28 protein-coding genes are annotated in these 25,566 nt (G+C 67.6%); 22 read left to right on the top strand and 6 right to left on the bottom strand.

The annotated features are described in order from the left end of the window. Positions 1-10: 10 nt before the first annotated feature. Positions 11-1,120, bottom strand: coding sequence for a serine hydrolase (locus R3E10_07920; GenBank protein MEZ4415666.1), 1,110 nt, complete (start codon positions 1,118-1,120; stop codon positions 11-13). 271 nt (positions 1,121-1,391) lie between these two features. Between R3E10_07920 and R3E10_07915 the strand changes: the two genes are divergently transcribed. Together R3E10_07915 and trxB are read left to right on the top strand one after the other, a co-directional pair. Beyond that, positions 1,392-2,399 carry an NAD(P)/FAD-dependent oxidoreductase gene (locus tag R3E10_07915; GenBank protein MEZ4415665.1) on the top strand — a complete coding sequence of 336 codons (1,008 nt, stop codon included), beginning with the start codon at positions 1,392-1,394 and terminating at the stop codon, positions 2,397-2,399. After that, entirely contained in the window at positions 2,399-3,394 is a 996-nt protein-coding gene (gene trxB / locus R3E10_07910; GenBank protein ID MEZ4415664.1) for a thioredoxin-disulfide reductase, read from the top strand. The genes R3E10_07915 and trxB overlap by 1 nt, the downstream gene beginning before the upstream one ends. 37 nt (positions 3,395-3,431) lie before the next feature. Here trxB and R3E10_07905 read toward each other — a convergent pair whose 3' ends face one another. After that, entirely contained in the window at positions 3,432-4,166 is a 735-nt protein-coding gene (locus R3E10_07905; GenBank protein ID MEZ4415663.1) for an SDR family oxidoreductase, read from the bottom strand. A 232-nt stretch (positions 4,167-4,398) separates the two neighbouring features. On the opposite strand from R3E10_07905, the gene R3E10_07900 reads away from it, so the two are divergent. The 18 genes from R3E10_07900 (at position 4,399) to R3E10_07815 (ending at position 19,168) form a co-directional block, all read left to right on the top strand. After that, positions 4,399-5,115 (top strand): SDR family oxidoreductase, encoded by a 717-nt coding sequence (locus R3E10_07900; protein MEZ4415662.1) that lies wholly within the window; start codon positions 4,399-4,401, stop codon positions 5,113-5,115. Between the two features lie 59 nt (positions 5,116-5,174). Then, the gene (locus tag R3E10_07895) at positions 5,175-6,569 is read left to right on the top strand and encodes a class II fumarate hydratase (GenBank protein ID MEZ4415661.1); all 1,395 of its coding nucleotides are present in this window, start codon (positions 5,175-5,177) and stop codon (positions 6,567-6,569) included. A gap of 440 nt (positions 6,570-7,009) precedes the next feature. Then, a complete protein-coding gene (locus R3E10_07890) occupies positions 7,010-7,426 on the top strand; it encodes a 6-carboxytetrahydropterin synthase (GenBank protein ID MEZ4415660.1) in 417 nt (138 codons plus the stop codon). A 7-nt stretch (positions 7,427-7,433) separates the two neighbouring features. Beyond that, positions 7,434-8,042: a GTP cyclohydrolase I FolE gene (gene folE, locus R3E10_07885; protein ID MEZ4415659.1), complete on the top strand. Its 609-nt coding sequence runs from the start codon at positions 7,434-7,436 to the stop codon at positions 8,040-8,042. A gap of 5 nt (positions 8,043-8,047) precedes the next feature. Continuing rightward, positions 8,048-8,749, top strand: coding sequence for an SDR family oxidoreductase (locus tag R3E10_07880; GenBank protein MEZ4415658.1), 702 nt, complete (start codon positions 8,048-8,050; stop codon positions 8,747-8,749). A gap of 32 nt (positions 8,750-8,781) precedes the next feature. Further along, positions 8,782-9,153 (top strand): 6-carboxytetrahydropterin synthase QueD, encoded by a 372-nt coding sequence (gene queD, locus R3E10_07875; protein MEZ4415657.1) that lies wholly within the window; start codon positions 8,782-8,784, stop codon positions 9,151-9,153. Between the two features lie 4 nt (positions 9,154-9,157). Continuing rightward, positions 9,158-9,775, top strand: a complete 618-nt coding sequence (locus R3E10_07870; GenBank protein MEZ4415656.1) for a hypothetical protein — start codon at positions 9,158-9,160, stop codon at positions 9,773-9,775. Between the two features lie 67 nt (positions 9,776-9,842). Next, a complete protein-coding gene (locus R3E10_07865; GenBank protein ID MEZ4415655.1) occupies positions 9,843-10,289 on the top strand; it encodes a tetratricopeptide repeat protein in 447 nt (148 codons plus the stop codon). After that, positions 10,276-10,728, top strand: a complete 453-nt coding sequence (locus R3E10_07860) for an OsmC family protein (GenBank protein ID MEZ4415654.1) — start codon at positions 10,276-10,278, stop codon at positions 10,726-10,728. Before R3E10_07865 ends, R3E10_07860 begins: the two co-directional genes overlap by 14 nt. Further along, positions 10,725-12,560, top strand: coding sequence for a long-chain fatty acid--CoA ligase (locus tag R3E10_07855; protein ID MEZ4415653.1), 1,836 nt, complete (start codon positions 10,725-10,727; stop codon positions 12,558-12,560). The genes R3E10_07860 and R3E10_07855 overlap by 4 nt, the downstream gene beginning before the upstream one ends. A 9-nt stretch (positions 12,561-12,569) precedes the next feature. Continuing rightward, positions 12,570-12,896: a divalent-cation tolerance protein CutA gene (cutA, locus tag R3E10_07850; GenBank protein MEZ4415652.1), complete on the top strand. Its 327-nt coding sequence runs from the start codon at positions 12,570-12,572 to the stop codon at positions 12,894-12,896. Positions 12,897-13,030: 134 nt separating this feature from the next. Beyond that, a complete protein-coding gene (locus R3E10_07845; protein ID MEZ4415651.1) occupies positions 13,031-13,741 on the top strand; it encodes a tetratricopeptide repeat protein in 711 nt (236 codons plus the stop codon). Positions 13,742-13,746: 5 nt separating this feature from the next. Next, positions 13,747-14,226 carry a macro domain-containing protein gene (locus R3E10_07840; protein ID MEZ4415650.1) on the top strand — a complete coding sequence of 160 codons (480 nt, stop codon included), beginning with the start codon at positions 13,747-13,749 and terminating at the stop codon, positions 14,224-14,226. Between the two features lie 89 nt (positions 14,227-14,315). Continuing rightward, positions 14,316-15,872 (top strand): transglutaminase-like domain-containing protein, encoded by a 1,557-nt coding sequence (locus R3E10_07835; protein ID MEZ4415649.1) that lies wholly within the window; start codon positions 14,316-14,318, stop codon positions 15,870-15,872. A gap of 4 nt (positions 15,873-15,876) precedes the next feature. Then, positions 15,877-16,659: an ABC transporter ATP-binding protein gene (locus R3E10_07830; GenBank protein MEZ4415648.1), complete on the top strand. Its 783-nt coding sequence runs from the start codon at positions 15,877-15,879 to the stop codon at positions 16,657-16,659. Continuing rightward, positions 16,656-18,410 (top strand): hypothetical protein, encoded by a 1,755-nt coding sequence (locus R3E10_07825; GenBank protein MEZ4415647.1) that lies wholly within the window; start codon positions 16,656-16,658, stop codon positions 18,408-18,410. The genes R3E10_07830 and R3E10_07825 overlap by 4 nt, the downstream gene beginning before the upstream one ends. A gap of 268 nt (positions 18,411-18,678) precedes the next feature. Continuing rightward, positions 18,679-18,828, top strand: coding sequence for a hypothetical protein (locus R3E10_07820; GenBank protein ID MEZ4415646.1), 150 nt, complete (start codon positions 18,679-18,681; stop codon positions 18,826-18,828). A 94-nt stretch (positions 18,829-18,922) separates the two neighbouring features. Continuing rightward, on the top strand, positions 18,923-19,168 hold the full coding sequence (locus R3E10_07815) for a hypothetical protein (GenBank protein ID MEZ4415645.1): 246 nt from the start codon (positions 18,923-18,925) through the stop codon (positions 19,166-19,168). 28 nt (positions 19,169-19,196) lie between these two features. On the opposite strand, the gene R3E10_07810 is transcribed toward R3E10_07815, so the two are convergent. Together R3E10_07810 and R3E10_07805 are read right to left on the bottom strand one after the other, a co-directional pair. Continuing rightward, positions 19,197-20,780, bottom strand: coding sequence for a DUF445 family protein (locus tag R3E10_07810; GenBank protein ID MEZ4415644.1), 1,584 nt, complete (start codon positions 20,778-20,780; stop codon positions 19,197-19,199). 22 nt (positions 20,781-20,802) lie between these two features. Further along, complete coding sequence (locus R3E10_07805; protein ID MEZ4415643.1) at positions 20,803-21,759, bottom strand: hypothetical protein; 957 nt, start codon at positions 21,757-21,759, stop codon at positions 20,803-20,805. Positions 21,760-21,830: 71 nt separating this feature from the next. On the opposite strand from R3E10_07805, the gene R3E10_07800 reads away from it, so the two are divergent. Further along, a complete protein-coding gene (locus tag R3E10_07800) occupies positions 21,831-23,132 on the top strand; it encodes a dicarboxylate/amino acid:cation symporter (protein MEZ4415642.1) in 1,302 nt (433 codons plus the stop codon). Between the two features lie 55 nt (positions 23,133-23,187). Here the strand turns inward: R3E10_07800 and R3E10_07795 are convergent, their stop codons facing one another. Together R3E10_07795 and R3E10_07790 are read right to left on the bottom strand one after the other, a co-directional pair. Continuing rightward, the gene (locus R3E10_07795; GenBank protein ID MEZ4415641.1) at positions 23,188-23,646 is read right to left on the bottom strand and encodes a DUF1499 domain-containing protein; all 459 of its coding nucleotides are present in this window, start codon (positions 23,644-23,646) and stop codon (positions 23,188-23,190) included. Further along, complete coding sequence (locus R3E10_07790) at positions 23,643-24,404, bottom strand: SIMPL domain-containing protein (GenBank protein ID MEZ4415640.1); 762 nt, start codon at positions 24,402-24,404, stop codon at positions 23,643-23,645. Before R3E10_07790 ends, R3E10_07795 begins: the two co-directional genes overlap by 4 nt. A 152-nt stretch (positions 24,405-24,556) precedes the next feature. Between R3E10_07790 and R3E10_07785 the strand changes: the two genes are divergently transcribed. Next, on the top strand, positions 24,557-25,555 hold the full coding sequence (locus R3E10_07785; protein MEZ4415639.1) for a sugar phosphate nucleotidyltransferase: 999 nt from the start codon (positions 24,557-24,559) through the stop codon (positions 25,553-25,555). The last annotated feature ends 11 nt before the right edge of the window (positions 25,556-25,566 follow it).

The following is a 25,566-nucleotide window of genomic DNA, read 5'->3' as shown; positions in this document are numbered from 1 at the left end:
GGCTGCCGCCTCAGCGCAGCAGCGCGGGCAGGATGTCCGAGTAGAGCCAGGTGACGGGAGTCCATTGCTCGCCGCGCTGCACATCGCTCGTGACGGCCACAACCATCTGGTGCTCCGGGATCACGAAGATGAACTGACCCCCGGCGCCGACGGCCGCGTAGATGTCCTGGACTCCAGCGCCGTCCGGGTCCGGCTCCAGGATCCACCAGAGATATCCGTACCAGCGGATGTGTTGACTCGAGGTCGCGGGCACCTGGAAGTCGACGTGCCGCTCCCAGGAGGCCTGGATCCACTCCTGGGAGACGATCTGCTGGCCATTCCAGGTGCCGCCCTGCAGGTAGAGCTGCCCGAACTTGGCCATGCTGCGTGTGGTGAGGGAGAGCCCGCCTCCGAGGTGCGGATGCCCTTCCTGGTTCGTGAACCAGCGCGCCTCGTTGATCCCCAGTGGTTGGAAGAGCCAGCGGTCGGCGAGCACATCCGCGTGCACACCGGTGCGGTGCTTGAGGATGCTGGACAGGGCGATCACGCCGCCCGAGTCGTACTGCCAGAAGCTCCCAGGCTCCCGGATCATGCGACGGCGGAGCCAATAGAGGTCCCATCCGGTCGGCAAGCTGTTGAGCTCCCAGTGCGGGGCGTCCGGTCCCTCCTCGTGGTAGTCCGTTCCGGTCCGCATCGTGAGGATGTCCTTCAGCCGCATCCGATCCCGTCGGGCATCCCGACGTAGCTCTTCGTCCCATTGCGGGAAGAAGTCCAACACGCGCTCATCCACATCCGAAACGAGCCCCTTGTCGATCGCGATTCCGAGCAGGGCCGAGCCGAAGCTCTTGGTCACGGACTGGAGGGAATGGGGGAGGGGCGCCCCTCCTCCGGAGAAGTACTCTTCGATGACCGGCACCCCGTTTCGCTGGACGATGAGGCTGTGCACCTCGCCGTGTCGCCCGGCGGCCAGCCGATCGACCAGGCGGTAGAGCCGCACCCGGCTCAGACCTTCGAGCACCGTCGTGTCCCGCGGTGCCGCAGTGGGCACATTCGGGCTCGGGCGCGGTGTCGTCGGCCCCTCCCCGCAGGCCGCGGCGCAGATCCCCAGGAACGCGAGGCCCACGAGCGACCCCTGCCTCATCCGTTCCCCCTGAGGGAGGCCCGCGGGTCGATGGTCGCCGGCGTGACCATGCGTCATGCCTCCGTGGTGGGGCAGTCGTGTCCTTGTCCTCGATCCATACTCGGTGGGGCGCGGGCGCCTTACCGGCGTGTGAGGGTGTGGGCACCGGCGGTGGCAACGGGAATCGCGGAGCGACGGGCTGGCGAGCCTGGATTCACCGGATGGACGGGGGTATCCTTGAGCGCCCCGGCCGAGGTCGGGCGGGGCCATCTTCTGTAGCCCCACGGTTTCGATGGCTCCCACGATCCGCGATCTGATCATCATCGGCGGCGGCCCCACCGGCCTCTTCGGCGCGTTCTACGCCGGGCTGCGCGGCCTCTCCACCACCATTATCGACTCCCTGCCCGATCTGGGTGGGCAGCTCAGCGCGCTGTACCCCGAGAAGTACGTCTTCGACGTCGGCGGCATCCCCAAGATCCTGGCCAAGGACCTGGCGCGCGACCTGGTGAAGCAGGGACTCCAGTTCGGAGCCGAGACCATCCTCGACGAGGAGCTGCTTGGCCTTGTCCGGGAAGACGACCACTTCCGCCTGGTGGGGCGCACCGGTGAGCACCGCGCCCGGGCGTTGCTGGTCGCCGGTGGAAAGGGCGCCTTCGAGCCCCGCCACCTCGACGTTCCGGGATATCAGGAGCTGCTGGGCCGAGGCATCGTGTACGCGGTCAAGGATCCCGAGCTCTACCGTGGCAAGCGTGTCGTGATCGTGGGCGGCGGCGACTCCGCCCTCGATTGGACCCTGGCCCTCCAGGACGTGGCCGAGCAGGTCGTGCTCCTCCACCGGCGCGAAGGATTCCGAGCCCACGAGCAGTCGGTGCAGGCGCTGCACCAGGCGGTGGCCTCGGGCCGCGTGGACCTGCGGACCTTCCACGAGGTGCGCTGCGTGGAGGGCGGGGAACAGGTGGAGTGGGTCACCGTATTCGACAACCGAACCGACGCCGAGGATCGGGTTGCCGCGGATGCACTCCTCTGTTTCCTCGGCTTCAAGCCGGACCTGGGCCCCATCCGCGAGTGGGGTCTGGAGATCCGCAAGAACCGGATCGTCGTGAGCTCGCTGATGGAGACCAACCTGCCGGGCGTCTATGCGGCCGGTGACATCGTCGACTACGAGGGCAAGCTGGACCTGATCGCCACCGGATTCGCGGAGGCGGCCATCGCCGTCAACAACGCGGCGCGCTGGCTGGATCCGTCGGCGCGCGTCGCCCCCGGCCATTCCACCAATCTGAAGATCTTCGAGGACAAGTGATGTCGGAGACGCGTGGGGAGAAGCTCGTCATCGTGGGATCGGGCCCCGCGGCCTGGACGGCCGCCATCTATGCGGCCCGTGCCGACCTGGAACCTTTGGTCTTCGAGGGAGAGCCCAGCCGCGAGATGATCCCCGGCGGTCAGCTCATGTTCACCACCGAAGTCGAGAACTACCCGGGTTTCCCCGAGGGCGTCACGGGACCCGAGATGATGCAGAAGTTCCGGGAGCAGGCCGAGCGCTTCGGCACGCGCGTCGTCTCAGAGAACGTGGAGCGCGTGGAGTTGGATTCGCATCCGTTCCGCGTCGTTCCGTCCAGAAGTGACCCTGTGTTGGCCGGTACCCTGATCGTGGCCACGGGGGCTCGCGCGAACTGGTTGGGACTGGACAACGAGCAACGTTTGGCGCAATCGGGGGGCGGCGTCTCCGCCTGCGCCGTCTGTGACGGGGCACTGCCGTTCTACCGGAACCGCCGCCTGGCGGTCGTGGGTGGGGGCGACTCCGCCATGGAGGAGGCGCTCTACCTGACCAAGTTCGCCAGCGAGGTGGTGATCGTTCACCGCCGCGACGAGTTCCGCGCCTCACGCATCATGGCCGAGCGCGTTCTGGAGCACGAGAAAGTGCGTGTGCTCTGGAACCGGCACGTGGTCGACGTGATGGGCGACGACGAGATCACCGGCATTCGCCTGGAGGACACGCAGAGCGGCGCCCAGGAGGATCTCGAGGTCGGGGGACTGTTCGTGGCCATCGGGCATACGCCCAACACCGCTTTTTTGGCGGGGCAACTCGAATTGGACGCCCAGGGCTACATCCAGATCCAGGAGCGCTTCCGCACGGCCACCAGCGTGCCCGGCGTGTTCGCGGCCGGGGACGTGATGGACAGCTACTACCGACAGGCCATCACGTCCGCGGGGACGGGATGCATGGCCGCGCTGGACGCGGAGCGCTGGCTGGCCCACCACGGGGTGGGTGAGGTGCCTGTGCACAAGGCCGACTGAGCGCTGCGGTCCACCGGCGGCCCCGCAGACTCGAACGCTAGCTCCCCAGCGCCAGCCCTCCGTCGACCAGGATCACGTCTCCGGTGACGTAGGACGCTCCCGCCAGGAATAGTGCCGCCTGAACGACGTCGTCCGGTGAGCCCAGACGGTCGAGCAGCGTCTTCCGCCGCTCGCGTTCCAACTCCTGCGGGGGGCTGCCCTCGGGGGGCAACACCGTGCCCGGCGCGATCGCGTTGACGCGCACATGGGGAGCGAAGGCCTTGGCCATCACCTTGGTCAGATGCAGCAAGGCGGCCTTCGACACGGAGTGGTGGGGATAGCGGGCCCAGGGGCGCAACGCAGAGACGTCGACGATGTTGATGATGGAGCCCCGGGACACCCGCAGCAGCCGCTCGGCGAACTTGGCCATGAGGAAGGGCCCCCGCAGGTTGACGGCCATCACCTCGTCCCACTCGGTCGCGTCGATCGACAGCAGTTGCGCTTCCCGAAACACCGACGCGCTGTTGACCAGGACGTCGAGGCGTCCGAGCTCACGCTCTGCCTCGTCGATCATGCGCTGGGCGTCGTCTTCGCTCGCCACACTCCCCTGCAGAAGCGCGACCCGACGCCCCAACTTGCCGATGCGGCGCGCCAACGCACGAGCTTCGCCGTCGGACTTGTGGTAGTTGACGGCGACGTGATAGCCCGCTTCCGCGAATCCCAACGACAGCGCCGCTCCCACGCGCACGGCGCCGCCCGTGATCAGCGCCACCTTGTGGTTGCCCTCCGACATCCCCCTCCTCGGTTGGAAGCCCGAACCTACCGGCGGTTGCGGGGCTCTGGCCAGCACCTGTCGACCTGTCCCATGGCGGCGCTCTTGCCGTGTGGGCGCCTGACTCTCGCGATCCCGCTACACCGACCTCCGGTGGTTCCCTACTATTGAGGTGGGCCGGCGCGACTCCGCCGGTCGAGCCGGGCACGGGCGGCAGGGAACCCGTGGGCAGGCAGCAGACGGAGTACGCCTCATGAGCCTGGACCAGCACATCGCTTTCGTCACTGGCGGCACCAAGGGGATCGGCCGCGCCGTGGTGGAGCGGCTCCTGGCTGAAGGTGCCCGAGTGGGTTTCTGCGCCCGCTCTCGCGCCGAGGTCGGCCAGATGGCCTCGGAGTTGGAGCCGCGCCATCCCGGTCGGGTGTTCGGGACCGACTGCGACGTCCGGGACGCCACTCAGGTGGCGCGGGCCATCGGCGAAGTGGCGAGTCGCCTGGGCGGTCTCTCTGTCCTCGTCAACAATGCGGGCGTGGGCGTCTTCGCCCCCCTCGGGGAACTCAGCGCCGAAGACTGGCACCTGCAGATCGAAACGAACCTCAGCGGCGTGTTCCATTGCTCCCAGGCTGCCCTGCCGCACTTGAAGGCCGCCGAGGGCGCCTGGATCATCAACGTGGGGTCGCTCGCGAGCCGCAACGCGTTTGCCGGGGGGGTCGGCTACAATGCGTCCAAGTTCGGTTTGCTCGGCATGACCGAGGCGATGATGCTCGATCTCCGCTACGATGACATCCGAGTGAGCCTGGTGATGCCGGGGAGCGTCAACACGGAATTCCGCGGTCGTGCCGTCGAGGCCGACACCTGGAGGTTGACGTCCGAGGACGTGGCCCGGGCGGTCGTCGATCTGTTGCACTACCCGGCCAATGCCCACGTCAGTCGGGTCGAGCTCCGGCCCTCGCAGCCTCCCCGGAAGTGACCGGTGTCACTCCGGATTCGAACCCAGCACGCGGTCACAGACCGAGAAAAGGACGTCCCATGAGTTCGAGCATGCGCACCGAGCGCGACTCCCTCGGTGAGGTACAGGTTCCCGCTGACGCGCTCTACGGGGCGCAGACGCAGCGCGCGGTGGAGAACTTCCCCATCAGCGGGCGCCCGTTCGGCCGCCGCTTCATCGAGGCGTTGGGCCTGATCAAGCGGGCGGCTGCTGAAGCCAACCTGGAGTTGGATGGCCTGGACGAGAAGCTGGCGGCTGCCATCGTGCAGGCGGCCACAGAGGTGAGCGAGGGGCGTTGGGACGAGCACTTCCCCATCGACGTGTACCAGACGGGATCTGGAACGTCGACGAACATGAATGCGAACGAGGTCATCGCCACGCGCGCCACACAGATCCTCGGTGGCACACCGCGTGTGCACCCGAACGACCACGTCAACATGGCGCAGTCGTCGAACGACGTGATCCCGACCGCCATCCATCTCTCGGGTTCGCTGGCAATCCACCGCGACCTGCTTCCCGCGCTCGACGAGCTGGCCTCGGCGCTGGAGGCCAAGGCCACGGCCTTCGACGACATCGTGAAGTCCGGGCGCACCCACCTCATGGACGCCACTCCCGTGCGGTTGGGGCAGGAGTTCGGCGGGTATGCCGCCCAGGTGCGGAGGGGCATCGAGCGCGCGCGGCGCGCGGCAGAAGAGTTGAGTGAGCTCGCCCTCGGTGGAACGGCGGTGGGGACGGGGATCAACACGCACCCGCGTTTCGCCGGGCTCACCATCGCGCGCCTCGCTGCGGCGACGGGCCTGCCCTTCCGGGAGGCGGACAACCACTTCGAAGCGCAGGGCGGTCGCGATGCCGTCGTCAGCGCGTCGGGCGCGCTCAACACGGTCGCGGTCTCACTGATGAAGATCGCGGACGACATCCGTTGGTTGGCCAGTGGACCGACGTCGGGCCTCGCGGAGATCCAGCTGCCGGCGGTGCAGCCGGGAAGCTCTATCATGCCCGGAAAGGTCAATCCAGTGCTGAGCGAGGCGCTGATGATGGTGTGTGCTCGGGTCGCGGGGAACCACACGACCATCACGGTCGGCGGAGGACGCGGCAACTTCGAGCTCAACGTGATGATGCCGGTGATGGTCGAAGCGCTCCTCGAGTCCATCACACTCCTGGCCGGTGGCGCCCGCGCGTTCACGCGGCGGTGCGTGGTGGGGATCGAGGCCAACCGGGAGCGCATCCGGGCCCTACTCGAACTCAATCCTGCGATCGCGACGGCGCTCAACCTCCACATCGGCTACGACCGGGCCGCGGAGGTGGCCAAGGAGGCTGCCAAACGGGGTGCTTCCGTCCGGGAGATCGTGCGGGAGAAGGGCTTGCTACCCGAAGACCAGCTCGACCATGCCCTCGACGTGCGGTCCATGACCGAGCCCGGACTGCCCGGGAGCTGAGGGCGGTGCGGGTGCGGCACACGATCTGCTATGGAAATGCGTCCCATGGGCGCTTGGACGGCGCCCACGCCCCGGCGTATATTGGGGCGACATGGAATACGGGCGTGCTGAGGGGACTCCATTATTGAGCCAACAAAAGTGAAGCCGGGACTGACTCTCGGAGCTGACGACCTGCCCCCGAGGGGGACTTCGAAGGCAACGGGGGAGTCACCATTCCTTGGACCCGGGCTTCAATAACTCCCTTCAGTACGTTCACCCCTTCGGGCCGGGGCCAGCGATGGCGCCGGCCCGAAGTCTTTCCTGCCCCAGGGGCGGCGACAGCGGGGACCCCACGGCCTCGGCCCGGGGTAGCCGAGTGCCGGTTATGCGGGTGGCTAGACCCGCGCCGGGCCGCTGACGACGCGGTGGACGCACTCACCCCTGGATCCGCGAGTCGACCAATGCCGATCGTTCGGGTTACGCGGCGGCTCCACTTCAGCGCTGCCCATCGCTTGCACCGCCCCGAGTGGTCGGACGAGCAGAACCAAGCCGTCTTCGGGGACTGCTCCAACCCTCAGTGGCACGGACACAACTATGAGATCGACGTGACCGTGGAAGGGCCGGTCGACCCGGAGACCGGTTTCGTGTTGGATCTGAAGCGACTCAAGCGGGCGGTCCAGGACCACGTGCTGACGGACGTGGATCATAAGAACCTGAACACCGAGGTCTCCTGGCTCGCCGGGATCAATCCCACCACCGAGAACGTGGCCGTGGCCATGTGGCACCGAATCCGGGATCACCTGCCCGGTGGCGTGCGGCTGGTCCGCCTCAAACTTTGGGAGACGCCCCGCAATTATGTCGAATACGACGGACGCTAGGAGCTCTGTGGCGCATGGCGCTGGGGATGCCCTGGACCTCTCCGGGGTGTCCTTCGAGGCGCTGGTGACCGAGATGCTGAAGCGCCTCGGGGAAGACCCGAGTCGAGAAGGGTTGCAGCGCACGCCGGAGCGGGTCGAAAAGGCGATGCGCTTCCTGACCAAGGGCTACGGGCTTACACCGCAGGATGCCCTGGGCGAAGGGATCTTCGAAGAGCCCCACCACAACATGATCCTGGTGAAGGACATCGAGATGTACTCGCTTTGCGAGCATCACATGCTGCCCTTCATCGGGAAGGTCCACCTGGCCTACATCCCCGCGGGCCGGATCATCGGGCTGAGCAAGGCGGCTCGTCTGGTGGAGGTCTACGCACGGCGCTTCCAGGTGCAGGAGCGGCTTACCGAGCAGATCGCCCAGGCCCTCTGGGATGCCATTCGGCCCCAGGGCGTGGGTGTGGTGGTGGAGGCGTTCCACCTCTGCATGATGATGCGGGGGGTGGAGAAGCAGAACTCCAAGACCATCACCTCGGCCATGCGGGGGGTGTTCCTGGAGAATGCCGGTACGCGCAGCGAATTCCTGCGCTATGCCATGACCCCTCACGGTCCCCTCGACTCCTGACGCGCATGAGGGACCGGACCGTGTTGATCACGGGGGCCACGCAGGGCATCGGTGCAGCCACCGCGGAGCGGCTTGCTGCGGCCGGTGCGCGCCTGGTCCTGACCGCCCGACGGGCGGAGCGCCTCGAGGAGGGGGCCGCACGGCTGGGATGCGATTGGGTGGCGGTGGACCTGGATGCCCCCGGTGGCGTCGCCGCCTTGATGGCGGGGGTCCGGGACCGGATCGGCGGCGTGCCGGATGCGGTGGTGCATGCGGCGGGCGCCTTCGTCCTCGCCGGGGCCGAGGCGACGGATCCTGGGGACCTCGAGCGCATGCTGGAGCTGAACCTGCGCGTGCCCTTCGCCCTGGCCCGGGCCTGCCTGCCCGCGATGAAGGCGCGGGGACAGGGCCACCTGGTGCACGTGGGGTCGGTGGCCGGGCGCAAGGCGTTTCCCGGCAACGCCGGCTACTCGGCGTCCAAGTTCGGCCTTCGGGGCTTGCACGAGGTCCTTGTCGAGGAGCTGGCTGGAACCGGCGTTCGCTCTACGTTGATCGAGCCGGCTGCGGTCGACACGCCCCTGTGGGATCCCATCGATCCGGATACCGACCCGCATCTCCCGTCCCGGAGCCGGATGCTGCAGCCGGCAGACGTGGCCGACGTCGTGTTCTTTGCTCTGACGCGGCCGGACTCGGTCGTGGTCCCTCTCATCCAGGTCCAGCGAGCCTGATTCCACCTCCGTCGCAGAAGGACGCCACCAGCATGTACACCGTCAGCGCCCGCACGCACTACGACGCGGCCCATTTCCTCCGCAACTACAAGGGGAAGTGCGAGAACCTCCATGGCCACCGCTACGTGGTCGAGGCGACCGTGCGCACCGAGCGACTGAACGAGAGCGGAATCGCCTTCGACTTCGTCGAGCTCAAGCGCCACCTGCGGGAGATCGCCGGCCGCCTCGACCACCGGCTGATCAACGAACTGCCGCCCTTCGACGTTTGGGAGACCAGCGCGGAGAACCAGGCACGGTACTTCTACGAGGAGTTGCAGAAGCTGCTGCCGCCGGACATCGCGGGGGGGCTGGTCCACACGAGGGTCTGGGAGACGCCCGACCAATGTGCCCAGTACGAGCCTTGAGCCAGTGCATCTGCTGCTGACCGATCGCCTCGCCTGTCCCCGCTGTGGGCCGGCGTTCGGCCTGATCCTGCTGGCTCGAGAACTCCGGGAGCGGAGAGTGCTGGAAGGCGAGTTGGGGTGCGCCAACTGCCGTCAGCGCTATCGGATCGAAAGGGGGTTGGCCGACCTGCGTGTATCCGGTGGGCCGTCGGAGGACGATCCGCAGCTGTCCGCCGTGGACGAGGGAGAGGCTGTGAAGGTGGCCGCCCTGCTCGGCATCCAGGACGGGCCCGCCTCTGTACTTCTCCACGGGAGAATGGCCCGGGTAGCGGAGCCTCTGGCGGCGCTGCTCCCCGACGTGAGCTGGCTCGTGACCCATCCGTCCGTGGCCCACTGGCCCGAGCGGCCGGGGGTGGAGCGTATGCGCGTCGGTCCCGCGCTTCCCTTCTTCGACCGCTCCCTGCGGGGCGTCGTCCTACAGGGAGAGAGCGAGGGTCTAGACGATTTGCTGCGGCTCGTCCATTCCCGCGGGAGGATCGTCGTGCTCGATCCGGCGCCGGGCCTCGGGGCGTCCATGCGCGCCGCCTCGGGTTTCGATCTCGTGTTGGACGAGCCTTCGGCGCTGGTGGCGGCGCGCCGATGACCGTTGCCTCGCTGCACAAGGTTCCATATGCTTCGGGCATCCTGCCTGCGAAGGGGTCGAAGCATCGATGAACTGGCTGAAGAAGCTCATTGGCGGTACGAGCGGACCAGGAGGCGTCGACTACTACGCCGAGGCGCTGGTACTCCTCGACGCGGGTAACCTGCACGAAGCGCTGACCTCGTTCAGGCTCGCGCTCAAGCAGTCGCCCGGGGACCCACTGGTTCTGCAGCAGATCGCGATCGCCTACACGCGCATGGGTCTGCTGGACGAGGCCGCCAAGACCTACCGGCACGTCCTCCAGAAGGACCCGACCGAGGCCGGAGCCCACTACGGCCTGGCGTTCCTGCTCCTGCGGACCGGCCTCAGCGCAGCCGCAGCGGATCACCTCCGTTCGTTCCTGGCGTACGCGCCCCACGATCCAGCGGTGGCGTCCCACGTCGAGCACGCTCGCGCGACGCTCGACGCGCTGGCGGAAGCGGACGGCGAGGCCGGGTCCAAGCGTGAGCTCGCCTGAGGGGCGATCCGACCCCATCAGACGCGTCCGGCTGACCTGGACCGGCCGGAGCGACGTATTCGAAGGCACGGCCGGTGGGCAGCCGATCACGCTGGACAGTGACGGGGTCGAGGGACCGTCGCCCACCCAGGCCCTGCTGCTGTCGCTCGCGGGATGCATGGCCGTAGACGTGCGTATGATCCTGGAGAAGTCTCGGGTCCCTCTGACCGCACTCGAGGTCGAGGTGGCGGGCCGCCGGGCGGAGAAACCCCCGCGGCGCTTTCTCGCCATCGACCTGACCTTCCGCCTGACCGGACCTACGGAGGCGAATCGCAAGCGGATCGACCGGGCCGTCCAGCTCTCCCGCGATCGGTACTGCAGCGTCATGCACTCGCTGGCTCCGGATATCGCCATCGGGATCGACGTCTTGTTGGAGACCCCCGCCGGGGCCGCACCTTGAGCTCCCTGACCCACTTCGCCAATCCGACCCCGGTCCCCCGGGGAACGCTGGTGGAGTTGTTCCTGGAAGCCTGTGAACGGCGGAGAGAGCGCCCGGCTTTCCAGTACTTCGTGGAAGATCAGCTCCTGGGCATCTCCCACGCCGAGGCGTACGAAACCGTACAACGGGCTGCTCGCGCCCTGGTGGCGAGCGGGGTGCGCCGGGGGGACCGCGTCGCGATCCTCAGTGAAAACCGACCGCAGTGGGCGCTGTCCGACTACGCATGCCTCTGCGTCGGTGCCCAGGACGTCCCCATCTACTCGACGCTCCTCCCGGAGCACATCGCGTACATCCTGAACGACTCGGGTGCCAAGGCCCTGTTCCTCTCCACAGCCGAGCAGTGGGCCAAGGTGCGCGAGATCCGGAGTCAGTGTCCGGCGCTCGAGACCGTCGTGGGTTTCGACGGCGACGGGGACGAGGGGCTGCTGTCCTGGGAGGCGTTCCTGGCGCGAGGAGGCGCGGATCTGGACGAGCGTGCCTTCCGGGCCGAGGCCCAGCGTGCCCAGCCGGAGGACGTGGCCACGCTGATCTACACGTCGGGCACCACGGGCGAGCCCAAGGGCGTGATGCTGACGCACGCCAACCTCTACACCAATGTGCAAGCGTGTCAGCTCGCGCTGCAGGTACACGACCACGAGACCACGCTTTCCTTCCTGCCGCTGTCGCACGTCTTCCAACGGATGGTTGACTACCTGCTGTTCTGGAGGGGGTGCGTCATCGCGTACGCGCACTCCATCCACACCGTGGCGGACGATATCCGGGTGGTGCGGCCCACGCTGGTGGTGTCGGTGCCGCGCCTGTACGAGAAGATCTACAACCGGCTGACGGACGCCCATGGACTCCGGGGCGTGCTGATCCGGTGGGCCATGCGGGTGGGATCCGCCTGGGCGGATGCGAGCTTGGCCGGTCGGACGCCGCCCGCGCCGACCCAATGGCAGTACGCGCTGGCCAGCCGGCTGGTGTTCGCCAAAGTGCGGGAGGCGGTCGGGGGCAGGCTTCGATTCTTCGTCAGTGGCGGGGCACCGCTGTCTCCGGAGATCGCCAAGTTCTTCTACTACGCGGGGCTCCCGGTCCTGGAGGGCTACGGCCTCACGGAAACCAGCCCGGTCACCAACGTGAACACCCTGGAGGCATTCCGGATCGGCACCGTGGGAAAGGCCATCGCCTCCACCGAGATCCGGATCGCTGACGATGGAGAGATCCTCGTCCGGGGCCCTCAGGTGATGAAGGGCTACTTTCAGAAGCCCGAGGCCACGGCGGAGGTCATCGACGCCGATGGCTGGTTCGCGACCGGGGACATCGGTGAGATCGATGCGGAGGGGTTCCTGCGCATCACCGATCGCAAGAAGGACATCATCGTCACCGCCGGCGGCAAGAACATCGCGCCCCAGCCCATCGAGAACCGGCTCAAGACCAATCCGTTCGTCGAGCAGGTGGTCATGCTGGGCGACCGTCGCAAGTTCCCGGTGCTCCTGGTGGTGCCCGACTTCAGCGTCCTGGGTGCCTGGTGCCGCGCCCAGGGCATCCCCGCATCCGACCACCGGGCCATGGTCCACGATACGAAGGTCCAGGCCAAGCTCGGCGACGAGGTACTCCATCATCTCGACCACCTCGCCTCCTACGAGCGCCCCAAGAAGATCGGCCTCCTGTACGAGGAGTTCTCCATCGAGCAGGGCACCATGACGCCGAAGCAGTCCATCCGTCGGCGCGAGGTGGAGAAGCTGTATCGCGAGCTCATCGACGGGTTCTATGCGAACGAGGCCGTCGAGCAGAACGTGTTCGCCGCGCCCTGAGCGCCTGCGATGGCCGACGCCGTGCGTCTCGTGCTGATGGCGGTTCCCGACGTGGCCACCGCTGAGCGACTCGTCGAAACTCTGGTCACCGAGCGGCACGCTGCGTGCGGTTCTATCGTCCCTGGGGCGACGTCGATCTACTGGTGGAAGGGCGTCCTCGAGAAGTCGGCCGAGGCGCTGGTGGTGCTCAAGACCACGCGAGCCGCGACGGAGGATCTGCTGTCGCGAGCCGCGGAGCTTCATCCCTATGAGGTTCCCGAGCTTCTCGTCGTCGCCTTGGACGGGGGGCATCTCCCGTATCTGGACTGGGTTCGGACCGAGGTCCGGACCGACTGACATCCCACACGTGCGGTGGCTCGCTTCGGGCCGGGGGGCGGTACGGAACGACCCGCCCTCCGCGAGAGGGCGAACTGCACATATGTTTCTAGGATCGACCGCTCCGGATCGGGGCGTCGACGGGAGAGGGAGCCGTGGAAGGTTCTGTGGTCGGAGCGGCGGGCGAGGAGGGGGGCGAGGCCGTCCGCGTGGCGAAGCACTGGAGGCATGGCGTGTCGGAGGACGAGCCCACCCGCAGCGAGGCCCTGGCCAAAGCCCGTACGCTGGCCCGGGCCGGACGCACGGAGGAGGCGATCCGCGAGTACAAGACGGTCTTGCGGATCGACCCCGCCGACGTCAATGCCCGCGACGAGCTGGGGATGCTCTACGAGAAGATCGGTGAGCACGACCAGGCCGTAGCGCAGCTGCGCGCGGCCGTACAAGAGGAACCCGAGAACCCGGAGTTGCTCATCCATCTGGGAGCTGCGCTGGGGGCGGTGGGGCGGTTCGACGACGCCGAGACGGAGCTGCGGAAGGCCAGCAAGCTGGCGCCCGAGAACCTGGATGCCCGCGCCAACCTGGGCATCTTGTTCTTCAGGCGGGGCCTCTACGAGCAAGCCGACTCGGAGCTACGGTCCGTTTGCCTCAGGGACTCCGCCCACGGCCCGGCGCACTTCTACCGCGGCGAGGCGCTGAATCGCCTGGGTCGCTACGACGAGGCGATCGAAAGCCTGGAGCGGGCCATCGAGCTGCAACCCACCAACGCCCGCGCGTACTACACTCTTGGTATTTTGTTCGATCGTAAGCACTTACATGATCGGGCCGCCGCGATGTTCCGCCGTTCGCGGGAGTTGACCGACCGTTGATCCGCGTGCGCCGGGGGTCCCTCACGGACGCTCGCTCGGAGGCGATCCTCCGCCCCATCCGCTCCGACCTGGACCCCCTGACCCCGGCCGGGCGGGATCTGGAGCGAGCGGCGGGAGAGGGCGTGCGGCGTCGGCTCGAGCAGATCGGCGAAGTGCCCGTGGGGGGGGCGGTGGTGACCCCGGGGGGCGATCTTCCGGCCATGCTGCTCATCCATGCCGCCATCGAGTCCCAAGATGAGCCCGTTACGCGTGCGGGCGTGGAACGGGCGTTGACCAACGGCATCCGGCGCGCCGTGGAATGGGGCGTCGGCTCACTTTCCCTCCCGCCTCTCGGTGCCGGCGCGGGGCAGCTGGAGCTGGAAACCGTGGTGGCGCTGATGATGGACGCCCTCCGGAAAGCGGTCCTCGACGCGGCAACTCTTGCCGAAGTGGAGATCGTCGTGGAGACCGAATATCAGGAAACCGCTTTCCTGCAGGCGGTTTAGCGAGGGTACGCCCCCGGCGGCAGCGGAGCACGGCTCTTGCCACCCGGCAGGGGTTTTGGGCCACTGCGGACTGCTTCGGGGACGACACCATGCGACACAGGCGCGCCGTCGGGATCCTGATCCTGGCGTTCTGGATGGCCATGGTGGGCTGGCAGGTGCGCCGGGAGTACTTCCGACCGGAGCTGGCCCGCCTGGCGGAGGCGACCCGTGCCCTGGCCCCTGGCACGTATTTCTACACGCTGGAAATGGCCGATCGGGCCATCGGGCTGGCCAGTTCTCGCCTGGACACGGTACCTGAGGGGTTCGTGCTGGAGGACCTGCTCTCTCTCGAGCTCCCCGCGCTCGGCCAGACCGGCGCGGCGGTGGCGCGCACCCGGGTGGACCTGAGCGCTACCCTGGCCATGCAAGGGTTCGATTTCTCCCTCGATTCCGACGTCGGCCGCTTCGCGGCCGCGGGAAAGGTCGCCGGGGACAGCCTGCTCCAGGTCGAGATCCGTTCGGGCAGTGATGTGCAGACCATCGACTACCGCTTCGGTGATGCCCCGCTGGCGGCCGCGGTGCTCCCGATCCGCGTGGCCATGGGGGGCGAGCTCGAGGTGGGGTCGACGTTGCGTCTGCCCATGTTCGATCCCTCCACGTTGGCCACCCGCACGGTGGAGGTGGAGATCCTGGCGTACGATACGCTCCTGGTCCCGGACTCGGCCTGGTTCGACCCGGCCACGTCTCGCTGGACCGCCGCCCACTACGATTCCATCCCCGCCTGGCAGTTGGCCGAGTCGTTCGGCGGCATCCAGATCGAGACCTGGATCGACGAGGATGGGCGCACGCTGGAGGCGTCCAGCCCCCTGGGGTTCACCATGCGCCGCACCGAGTTCGAGCTGGCCCGCCAGTCGATCGAAGAGGCACGCGGACTGGAGACGACGCTGGTGGACGAGGATGTGATCCTGGCCACTGCCGTCCAAAGCAACGTGGACCTCGAGCTCGTCGAGACGTACGACGCGCTGCGCTTTCGACTGAGCGGCGTAGACCTGACGGGCTTCGCGCTCGTGGGAGGGCGGCAGGAGCTCCGGGGCGACACGCTCATTGTGCGCCGCGAGGACTGGAATGCGCTCCAGTCGGACTACACGCTTCCCTACAAACGCATGGACCGCGTGGCGGAGCTTCAGCCCGAGCCGCTCATCCAGAGCGCCGATGAACGCATCCAGACGGCGGCGCGCCGCGCCACCAACTGGGGGTCTTCGTGGACCCATGACCCCAAGCGCGTCACGAGGCAACTCACGAACTACGTCTTCAATCTCCTGGAGAAGCGCGTCACCGTCTCGGTGCCGAGCGCTGTCCAGGTCCTGGAGTCGGAGCAGGGAGACTGCAACGAGCACACGGTCTTGTTCGTGGCCCTGGCGCGCTCGCTGGGTCTCCCAGCGCGGACGGCGGTGGGATTGGTCTACGTGAACGGCGCCTTTTTCTACCACGCCTGGCCGGAAGTCTGGATCGGCGATTGGGTGGCGGTGGACCCGACCTTCGGTCAATACCCTGCCGATGCGGCGCACCTGCGATTCGTCGTGGGTGGCTTGGCCCAGCAGGTCGACATCGTGCGGCTCATCGGCCGCCTCCAGATCGAGGTGCTCGATGTGTCCCGAGGAGAGTGAAGGCATGCAACGGCCCATGATCGAGCTGGACCAGGTCGTCAAGCGCTACGGGAAGTTCGAAGCCGTGAAAGGGCTCAGCTTCCAGGTGCCCCAGGGGCGCATCTTCGGATTCCTGGGGCCGAACGGCGCGGGGAAGACCACCACGATCCGGATGGTGGCCGGAGTCCTGAGGCCCAGCAGCGGACACGTCCGGATCGGTGGGGTCGACGTGGAGCAGGACGCCGAGGCCGCCAAGATGAAGATCGGCTACATCCCGGACCGCCCCTACCTCTACGAGAAGCTGAGTGGCTCCGAGTTCCTCCGCTTCGTGGCCGGTCTCTGGGGCCGGAACGGAAACGGCACCGAGGACCGCGCCGATCGACTACTGGACCTCTTCCAGTTGCGGGACCGCAAGGACGACCTGATCGAGAGCTACTCGCACGGGATGCGACAGAAGCTGCTGATCACCTCGGCGCTGGTACACGAGCCGGAGCTGATCGTGGTGGACGAGCCCATGGTCGGCCTGGACCCTCGCTCCGCGAAGCTGCTCAAGGATCTCTTCCGGACCTATGCCGACAACGGGGGCACGGTGTTCCTGTCCACCCACACACTCGAGGTGGCCGAGGCGCTCTGTGACCACATCGCCATCATCAACGCGGGTCGCATCATCGCGCAGGGCACCATGGACGAGCTGCGCACCCAAGCGGAGGCGGGCGGTGCCGGCCTGGAGGAGATCTTCCTGAAGGTCACCGGTGGCAGTGACATCGCGGACGTGCTGACCGGGGTGACGGGAGCGCTGGCCGGATGACCGGCGTCTCCGCCGCCCTGGGGATCGATGACGGCCGCATCGCCGATCATCGCACCGAGTTGGCGGTGCGAACGGTCGACCCCGGCCTCGGTTGGCTGATCGGGGCCAAGATCCGGGGGCGGCTGAACCGGGCGCGCACGGATGAGGCACGCCTGGCCAAGGGGGTGGTCTTCGGTGGCGTCGCACTCTTCTTCTGGGCTTTCATCTTCGCGGTGATCTTCCGGATGCTGCTGTACTTTCGGGGGACGCAGGGCGTAGGGGACCTCCTGGCGGGTAAGCTGCTAGGATTGGCGCTGTTGACGTTCATGTCCATCCTGCTGCTCTCCAACGTCATCTCTGCGCTCTCCACCTTCTTCCTCGCCCGTGACCTCGAGCTGTTGATGGCCGCGCCGCTCGATCCGCTGCGGGTGTATGGGGCCCGCCTGCTGGAGACCGGCGTCAACTCCTCTTGGATGGTGGCGCTCCTCGCCGTCCCACTGTTCGCGGCGTACGGCGTGGCCTACGGGGCAGGCCCGCTCTACCTCCCGTTGGTCCTGACGGTGATGGCGGCCCTGTTGACCATTCCGGCTGTCGTGGGCTCGGCCACGACGCTGCTGCTGGTCAACGTCTTCCCAGCGCGTCGCACGCGTGACCTGCTCGCCCTGATTGGCCTCTTCACCGCAGCGGGTGTGGTGGCCCTGTTCCGATTCCTGCGCCCCGAGCGGCTGGTGCGGCCGGACGAGTTCCGCGATCTGGTGGACTTCCTCGCGGTGCTGCGCGCCCCCACCTCACCGTGGCTCCCCAGTGAGTGGGCTGCCGATACGCTGCTGGGCTTCCTGCGCGGTCGCTTCGATCTGCTTCCCTTCCTGCTTCTGCTCAGCACCGCGGCGGCGTTGGTGGTCGTGGGCGCCTGGCTGCACGGTCGCTACTACCGGTCGGGGTTCACCCGGGCCCAGGAAGGCGCGGAGCAGCTCTCGGGACGGCGGCGCTCGCGCTCCCTGGAGAGAGTCCTGGGCGGGCTCGACCTGACCACCCGTCAGTTGATCGTCAAGGAGATCCGCGTCTTCTTCCGGGATGCCACCCAGTGGTCCCAACTCATCCTGTTGGGTGTGCTGGTCGTGGTCTATGTCTACAACATACGGTCGCTGCCGCTGTACACCGGCGAGCAGCTCTCCTTCTTTCTCATCAACCTGATCTCGTTCCTGAACCTGGGGCTGGCGGGGTTCGTCATCGCGGCCATCGCTGCGCGGTTCGTCTTTCCGGCCATGTCCCTGGAAGGCCGGATGCTTTGGCTCCTGCGCTCCGCGCCGCTCGACATCAAGCGTGTGTTCTGGTCCAAGTATTGGGTGGGCTGCGTGCCGCTGCTCGTGATCGCCGTGCCCCTCATCGTCGGCACCAACCTCATCCTGCAGACGAGCCTTTTCCTGCATCTCCTCTCGGGCATCACCATGGTGGGTGTGACGGTGGCCCTGACCGCGCTCGCGCTCGGCTTCGGGGCCCTGCATCCCAACTTCGAGACCGAGAACGCGGCGGAGATCCCCACGTCGTTCGGCGGCCTGTTGTTCATGATGACCGCGGTGGGCTACTTGGCGGCTCTGGTGCTGCTGGAGGCCTGGCCCGTGTACGTGTTCCTCAAGAGTCGTCTGGACGGAAGCCCCCAGAACGTGTGGCCCGTGGTGCTGGGCCTGACCGGCGCGTTCCTCCTGACGGTGGTGGCGACGATCACGCCGCTGCGCGCGGGTGCCCGCAAGATCCGCGAGATCGAGGTCTAGCAGGGGCATTGAAGAAGGGGGATGCCCGGCGCGCAGGCGCCTGCTGGCGGCGCCCGGGCCCTTTGAACTCCATCGCTAGGCCGTCAGTCGCTGGGCAGCGCCACCACCGGGTCGACGTGTCCGAAGCGCCGGCCGGCCACCAGGCCGCGGTTTCGCGGTCGTAAGGCCCCACGGGGTCCGCGGCGGAGGTGCCCTGAGCCAGCCTTGAACTCCGCCCCGGGTCCGGCCCATATTCCGGGGTTCCCACGAACCCTCGAGGAAGCGCTGCATGGGCAACCTGGTACCTGGCGGATACGTCTTCACGCACGCCGTGTTCTGGTCCGTCGTCGGCCTGGTCGCGGTCGGCACCAACGCCGTCGCGATCATCTGCTCGATCGGGCTGGCCATGATGGTCTTCGAGCGCTTCTCGAAGGACTAGTTTCACTGGTGGTCAGCCTCCGGAGGTGTGGCTGCGGTAGCCAAAGCCCCGGAGTGTGCCCGCCCACTCTCGCCTCGCAGCCGGCCGACCACGCATGATTCTGTTGATCGTGGCGGGCATCCTTGCCCTCGGGTTCGGCATCTGGCTGGGTCTGCCCGGTGACTCGCACGTCTCTCGTGAAGAGGCCGAGGACGCACTGACCAACCCCTACCGCATCCGGAAGCGGGTGAAGAAGGTGTTCACCCCGCTGGATTGGATCCGCGCAAGGCAGGGAAGCCAGCTCCGCGAAAGCGAGCCCGACCGCTTCAAGATGGCCAAGACGAAGAAGCGGGGTCGCTGACTCCCAGGCGAGCCAGCCGGCGGGCCCTCTAGCTCCCGAGCAGACGCGGCAGGATGGCGTTCACGCCGACGAGCACCAAGCCGACGATCGCGCCCAGCAGGTAGCCGAGCTTCACGATCAGGCGCAGCTCGCGCTCCGTCACCCGCCGCACGATCTCCTCCATCTTGGCGGTGGGGAAGGCCAGGACCTTCTCCTCCACCCGCCGCGACACCTCGATCCTGCGCACGATCTCCGGGACCTGCGTCTGGACCCAGGCCCAGAGCGCGGTGCCGAGCGCGGGCTCCACGCGAGCCACGGCCCCCTCGGGGAACCAGTCGTGGGGCCGGCCCAGGGGGCGGTCGAGCAGGGACGTGGCCATCCGGTGCAGACCCTCGCGAGCGAACCGCATGGCCGTCTCGGTACGGGCCGCCTCCACCAGCCACCCCGCGAACCGCTCCGGAGGCACCCGTCCCAGAAGGTCGCCCCAGGTGCGCTCGCTCAGGCCTGACAGCGCCCGGCCGAGCCGCTCGGTCAGGAAGGTGCGGGTACGCGGGTCGTCGGCCATACGCAGCACCCAATCGGTGAGCGTCTCGATGGCCTGATGCACACTCTCGTCGCCGGGGGCGCCCAGCACGGAGCGCACGGGCCGCCCCAGCAGGTCGACGAACGCGTCGTTGACGCCCCGGGACATGGCCTGCTGGATCTCCGGCTCGCGCAACATCTCGCTCAGACGATCGGCGCCTTCCTTCTCGATGGCGGCCAGCACGCGGTCGACCGCGTCGTCGGTCATCACCAGCTTGGCCACGATGCGCTGGTGGAACTTGAGATCCTGCATGAAGCGACGCAGGAGATCGTGGATGGCCCGCTGGAAACGCAACCGCGTGACGGGGTCCTCGAGCAGGCGGCCGAGCCGTTGGATGGCCAGTGGGAGATACCCGGCCACCGCGCGCTCCAGCGAGGCGACCAACCCGGCGGGTAGGATCTCCTGAAACGTTCGACCCTCGGCCAACATCCGCTCCGCGGAGCGCTCGATGTATTCGCGTACGGCGCTGCGGAACGCCGAGCTGGCTGTGGCATCCCGCAACCAATCCGCCGTCAGCTCGCTGAGACTGGCCTGCCGTTCGGGGGTGAGCAGCTCCGCCAGCGGTTCCTGGCGCACTCGTTCGTAGAGGGCTTCGGCCCGGTCCTCCACCTGCACCACGAACGACGGGGAGCGCACATGGGCCTCGAGTCGATCGACGGCGAAATCCACGGCCTCCACCACCAGCCGCTCGAGCTCCGGACGCACCGTGTCCGGAAGGATGGAGCGCAACGAGCCACGCTCGACTCGCAGCAGCGCGTCCAGGAACACGGCCAGTCGATCGTCGAACGCCTCACGGAACTCGGGGGCGGCGAGGATGCGGGCCAGGTCCTCCTCGGTGAGCAACCGTTCGCCCACGGTGCGCCCGATGGCCGCCGCGAGTCGGGCCTGGTTCTTGGGCACGGCCCCATGCAGGAACCGGAGGGGTACGCGCCCCAGGCGCGGAGGCTCGTAGGGGTGGAAGAGCATCCAGATCGCGACGGTATTGGTGAGACCGCCGGCCAGGGCGCCGAACGCGATCGTGATGAGGGCGCCGATCCAGTCGTGGCTCAACGTCGTCCGCCTTTCCGTCGGATCACGATTGGGAGTGGATGGCCAGGCCCAGGATCGGATACTCGACGCCGTAGAGCGTGACCGACCCCTCCAGCAGAAACAACGCCTCGACCGGGAGCTGAGGCGCGTCCGCTGTGCCCGCCTGCAAACGCGAGGCGCGCACCCGCACCTCGCCGCTCAACTCCTCGTCGGAGGTGGCCAGCGACCACTGATTGGGCACGTCCCGGCGGGCCGGCTCGAAGGACCGCACCTCCGACCACTCTACGGAAAGCGCGGGCCACTGCGTTTCGATGTCGTCGACGCGGGCCCATCCGCGGTAGGTGGCCGCGGCCCCGAGCCCCTCCCCTTCCAGGATCACGTGCACCGAGTCGCCGCTGGCCAGAATGAGCCAATCGCCGGGCGTGCGCTCCGCGGGCCGCCAGTTTCGACTCAGGTCGATGACGCTGCCTTGGGTCGCTTGGCCGGTGAGACCCAGGGCCCCGGTGAGTACCCGGATCTCTTCGCCGCGCGGCCCGCTCCAGTCCGACTGTTCGTCGGTCACGATCAGGTCCAACTCGTTGGGGGGCTGGCGGAACAACACGTGCTCCACGTTGTCGTTCTCGCCCACCACCAGGCCCATGCCCTCGTGTGGAAGAAGTCGCCAAGGCGCGCGACTGGGCGGGGAAGACCACTCGGCGGCGAAGAACTGCTCCCACGCATCGGAACGGAAAAGCCACGCGGCCACCTGGCGCTCCACACTTCCGGGACGCGTGCGCGCATCGAATGCCCAGGGAAGCACGAGTGGCTCGTCCGCGTCGTACGAGAGGAAGATCAGCGTGCGCTCGTAGCTTCGCCCAGGCCCTTCGGTGCTCTCTTCGTTGGGCAGCGCCGCCGCCGGCGGAGCCGCGCTCGGAGGCGCTTCCCCGTCCGAGCACGCGAACAGCGCCAAGACCACTGGCAGCGTGATACGGCGCAATGCGTTGGGTGGATGGTTCCTCACGACTCCTCGGTTGCCGAAGCGGAAGCCCGAATCTATGTTGGCGCGATCTCTTTTCCCACAGCCCCGAGATCGTGCCGCTTCATACCAAGATCCTCATCGCGCTGGCCGCGGGCGTATTGGCCGGGTTCGTCGCCAACGTCCTGGGTTTGACCTGGCTCCAGTCCTTCTTCGGTTCCATCGAGCCCATCGGCACCGCCTGGATCCGCATGATCACCATGATCGTGGTTCCGCTGGTGGTGGCCAGCCTCATGGTCGGTACGGCCTCCTTGGGAGACATCCGCAAGCTCGGGCGCATCGGCGGAAAGACGGTCCTGTTCTATATGACCACCACGGCGATCGCGGTGGTGATCGGGTTGCTCCTCTCGAATGTGGTCCGCCCCGGCTCGCGCGTGCAGCCCGAGACGCGCGACTCGCTTTCCGCGCAGTTCGAAAGCCAGGCGGAGGCCAGCATGACACTGGCGGCCGACAAGCCGAGCTGGGTGGAGACGTTGTTGGAGATGATCCCGCGCAATCCCATCCAGGCGGCGGCCAACATGGATCTGCTGCCGCTCATCTTCTTCACCATCATGTTCGGTGCCGCCATCACGCTGATCGACGCCGACAAACGGGACGCGGTGCTGCGATTCTTCGAAGGCGTCAATCAAGCCAGCATGGTCATGATCGATTGGGTCATGAAGTTGGCTCCGTTGGCTGTCTTCGCACTGATCGCGTCGATCGTCAGTCAATTCGGGTTCGACTTGCTGCAGAGTCTGCTCATCTATGCGTTGACGGTCGTGGCCGGGCTGCTGCTGCACGTGTTTCTCACGTACATGTCGATCGTAAAGGTCCTGTCCAAGCTGAATCCGCTGCAGTTCCTGCGGCGGGCCAGCAAGGCGCAGCTGATCGCCTTCAGCACCTCGTCTTCGAACGCCACACTGCCGGTCACGATCGAGACCGCGGAGGAAGACATCGGTGTGTCCAACGAGGTGGCCAGCTTCGTCCTGCCCCTCGGCGCGACCATCAACATGGACGGGACTGCGCTTTACCAGGCGGTAGCGGTCATGTTCATCGCCCAGATCTACGGCATCGACCTCACGCTGGCCGATCAGGCGACCGTGGTCCTTACCGCCACCCTGGCCTCCATCGGCGCTGCGGGCGTTCCCAGCGCAGGCATCATCACGCTCATCATCGTGTTGAATGCGGTAGGCTTGGGCGCGCACATCCAGGCGGGCATCGCGCTCATCCTGGGCGTGGACCGGATCCTCGATATGCTGCGGACCGCAGTGAATGTCACGGGTGACCTGACGGCCTCGACCGTCATCGCGCGCAGCGAGGGCGAGACCATCGAGCCCCACCCGGTCGATCACAAGCTGGAGATGGCGCCGACGCGCTGAGGGGCTTCTCGGGGCACTGTGCCCCGGGCCGGGGGGAGGAGCGACCAGAGGTCGGTCAGGCGCGAAGGCCGATCGACGAGGACGAGCCGGAACGCTGGGGTCGGCCGGCGCTGGTCTCCAGGATCTCGTCCGGGGCAGCCTCCAGACGCTGGTCCAGCTCACGAAGGAAGGTCTCGATGCGGCGGGCGTTCATGCCGAAGTCGGCCTTCCCCACCTTGGAGCGCGAGGTCAGGTCCACCCGTGTCTGTGCGTTCTCGTCCAGCGTGATGCGGATGGTCACTTCGTCCGTCCAGCGGAACACTCCCGCCCGTGCCTCGGCCTTGATCAGCCCTTCGCGATCGTTCCAGGACGTCACCCGCCACCCCGGGAGCCCCTGGTCGGCCAGCAGTGTGGCGACGTTCCAGACCCGATCGAAGGGAATGGCATAGCGCCGGCCCCGCAGCCGTGGATCCCGAGCGGCCGGGTGGGTCTGGGCCTGGTTGCGCGTCAGGGCGCGGATGAGACGGGACATCATGGGTCCGGGTGCGTCTGGAGGGCGAAGCGAACGGTCACCGTTGCGGTGATCTGCTGGTCGCCCGCCTCGATCGGAGTGTCGGCCACCATCATCTCACGGGCAAGGTAGGGTCGGAAAGGCCCGCCGCTCTCCGCGCCTCCGTGGACCTCCAGCACCGGGCCCAAGGGCACGCCCAGCGCGCGGGCCATGGTCTCGGCCTGCCCCCGGGCCCGGGCCACCGCCATCTCGAGCGCCTGGAGCCGAAGCGGCTCCGGGTCGGCGACCTGGAACTCCAATCCCGCCACACGGTTGGCCCCGGCCCCGATGGCGGCGTCGATCAGGCGTCCCACGCCGGTCACGTCCGAGGCTTGGGCCCGCACGAAGTTGAGGGCCCGGTATCCGCCGATCCGCGGCACCTGCCCCGGCTCCTCCGCGGCGCGGTAGACGGGCTGGAGCTGGTAGCCGTGGGTGCCCACCTGTAGAGCCGCCAGCCGGGTACGGCGGACCGCCTCCAGGACACGCTCCATGAGCCGAGCGTTCTCCTGGGCCGCCGCTTCGGCCGTGGGCGCCTCGGTCTCCACCGCGAACGTCACGACCGACTGGTCCGGCTTCACGGAGATCTGGCCGGTGCCGGTCACTTCCACGAACGCGGGAGACTCGGGCATCTGTGCGCGGAGGGGTGGGGCGTCGCTGGACGCCAGGACGAGGAGGGCAACCGGGAGCGAGGCCAGCGTCTGGCCCCTGCGGCCCGCTGCCGAGGGACGTCGGGGTTTGGGCATGCAGCGCATCCATAGAGGTACACGAGAACCGGGGCAAGGTTTGCCAGCGTGCCCCGACATCGTCCGGGGCATGCCCCTTGCGACGGCCCGCCGGACGTCCGACCGTGCCTCCACGCCCATCCGCAGGTCCGTTCAAGGGAAGCCCGATCCGCATGAAAGCCATCATCCCCCTCGCCGGGAAAGGGACCCGGCTCAGGCCGCTTACGCACGTGACCCCCAAGCCGCTGGTGAAGGTCGCCGGCCGCCCGGTCATGAGCTACATCCTGGACGATCTCAAGGCACTCGGTGTCGAGGAGATGGTCTTCATCGTCGGCTACCTGCGCGACCGGGTGCGGGAGTACATGGACGAGGCCTATCCGGACGTGCAGGTCCACTACGTGGTCCAGGAGGTCCAGGATGGGACGGCCGGCGCGGTCAAGTTGGCCGAACCCTGGGCTGACGACGAGCTGCTCATCGTCTTCGTGGACACGCTCTTCGAGGCGGACCTCTCCCTGGCACGCTCGCTGGGCCCCGACTGGGCGGGCGCCATCTGGGCCAAGGAAGTGGAGGACTATCAGCGCTTCGGCGTCATCGTGACCGACGAGCACCACGCCATGCAGCGGATCGTCGAGAAACCGTCCGAGCCCATCTCCAAGCTGGCCAACATCGGGCTGTACTACATCCGGGACCACGCCCTCCTGTTCGAGGGAATCCATCACGTGATCGAGAACGTGAACCCGGGCAAGGGAGGCGAGTACTATCTGACGGACGCCTTCCAGTACATGGTCGACAAGGGAGCGCGTCTCTTCACCGCCCCGGTTGGCGGCTGGTATGACTGCGGCAAGGCCGACACGTTGCTGGAGACCAACCTGCACCTGCTGTCGACGGGGCGCGGTGGTGTCGACCCCCGCGCCACCGTACGGGGATCGGAGATCCACCCTCATGCTCGGGTGGAGGAAGGTGCGATCGTGGAGGACTCGGTGATCGACTCCAATGTGACCGTGGAGCGGGGCGCCCGGGTGGTCGGGAGCCGCGTGCGGGACACGATCGTCGGGGCAGGGGCGACCATCCTGCGTTCCGAGGTCGGTGAGTCGTTGATCGGCGAGTCCTCCGAGATCGAGGGATTCAAGGGCTCGGTGAGCCTCGCACCCCATTCGATCGTGCGAGGTTGAGTCCTGACCGC

This window comes from Gemmatimonadota bacterium, assembly GCA_041390105.1.
GTDB lineage: Bacteria > Gemmatimonadota > Gemmatimonadetes > Longimicrobiales > Gaopeijiaceae > JAGQIF01.
The sequence above is the reverse complement of the archived record's forward strand: the minus strand, read 5'-3'. Positions and strand labels throughout refer to the sequence as shown.

Excerpts from the sequence above, each read along its gene's own strand:
- R3E10_07920 (MEZ4415666.1), bottom strand. The coding sequence starts at position 1,120 with ATGAGGCAGGGGTCGCTCGTGGGCCTCGCGTTCCTGGGGATCTGCGCC.
- R3E10_07915 (MEZ4415665.1), top strand. The coding sequence starts at position 1,392 with ATGGCTCCCACGATCCGCGATCTGATCATCATCGGCGGCGGCCCCACC.
- trxB (MEZ4415664.1), top strand. The coding sequence starts at position 2,399 with ATGTCGGAGACGCGTGGGGAGAAGCTCGTCATCGTGGGATCGGGCCCC.
- R3E10_07905 (MEZ4415663.1), bottom strand. The coding sequence starts at position 4,166 with ATGTCGGAGGGCAACCACAAGGTGGCGCTGATCACGGGCGGCGCCGTG.
- R3E10_07900 (MEZ4415662.1), top strand. The coding sequence starts at position 4,399 with ATGAGCCTGGACCAGCACATCGCTTTCGTCACTGGCGGCACCAAGGGG.
- R3E10_07895 (MEZ4415661.1), top strand. The coding sequence starts at position 5,175 with ATGAGTTCGAGCATGCGCACCGAGCGCGACTCCCTCGGTGAGGTACAG.
- R3E10_07890 (MEZ4415660.1), top strand. The coding sequence starts at position 7,010 with ATGCCGATCGTTCGGGTTACGCGGCGGCTCCACTTCAGCGCTGCCCAT.
- R3E10_07880 (MEZ4415658.1), top strand. The coding sequence starts at position 8,048 with ATGAGGGACCGGACCGTGTTGATCACGGGGGCCACGCAGGGCATCGGT.
- queD (MEZ4415657.1), top strand. The coding sequence starts at position 8,782 with ATGTACACCGTCAGCGCCCGCACGCACTACGACGCGGCCCATTTCCTC.
- R3E10_07865 (MEZ4415655.1), top strand. The coding sequence starts at position 9,843 with ATGAACTGGCTGAAGAAGCTCATTGGCGGTACGAGCGGACCAGGAGGC.
- cutA (MEZ4415652.1), top strand. The coding sequence starts at position 12,570 with ATGGCCGACGCCGTGCGTCTCGTGCTGATGGCGGTTCCCGACGTGGCC.
- R3E10_07835 (MEZ4415649.1), top strand. The coding sequence starts at position 14,316 with ATGCGACACAGGCGCGCCGTCGGGATCCTGATCCTGGCGTTCTGGATG.
- R3E10_07830 (MEZ4415648.1), top strand. The coding sequence starts at position 15,877 with ATGCAACGGCCCATGATCGAGCTGGACCAGGTCGTCAAGCGCTACGGG.
- R3E10_07825 (MEZ4415647.1), top strand. The coding sequence starts at position 16,656 with ATGACCGGCGTCTCCGCCGCCCTGGGGATCGATGACGGCCGCATCGCC.
- R3E10_07820 (MEZ4415646.1), top strand. The coding sequence starts at position 18,679 with ATGGGCAACCTGGTACCTGGCGGATACGTCTTCACGCACGCCGTGTTC.
- R3E10_07815 (MEZ4415645.1), top strand. The coding sequence starts at position 18,923 with ATGATTCTGTTGATCGTGGCGGGCATCCTTGCCCTCGGGTTCGGCATC.
- R3E10_07795 (MEZ4415641.1), bottom strand. The coding sequence starts at position 23,646 with ATGATGTCCCGTCTCATCCGCGCCCTGACGCGCAACCAGGCCCAGACC.
- R3E10_07790 (MEZ4415640.1), bottom strand. The coding sequence starts at position 24,404 with ATGCCCAAACCCCGACGTCCCTCGGCAGCGGGCCGCAGGGGCCAGACG.
- R3E10_07785 (MEZ4415639.1), top strand. The coding sequence starts at position 24,557 with ATGAAAGCCATCATCCCCCTCGCCGGGAAAGGGACCCGGCTCAGGCCG.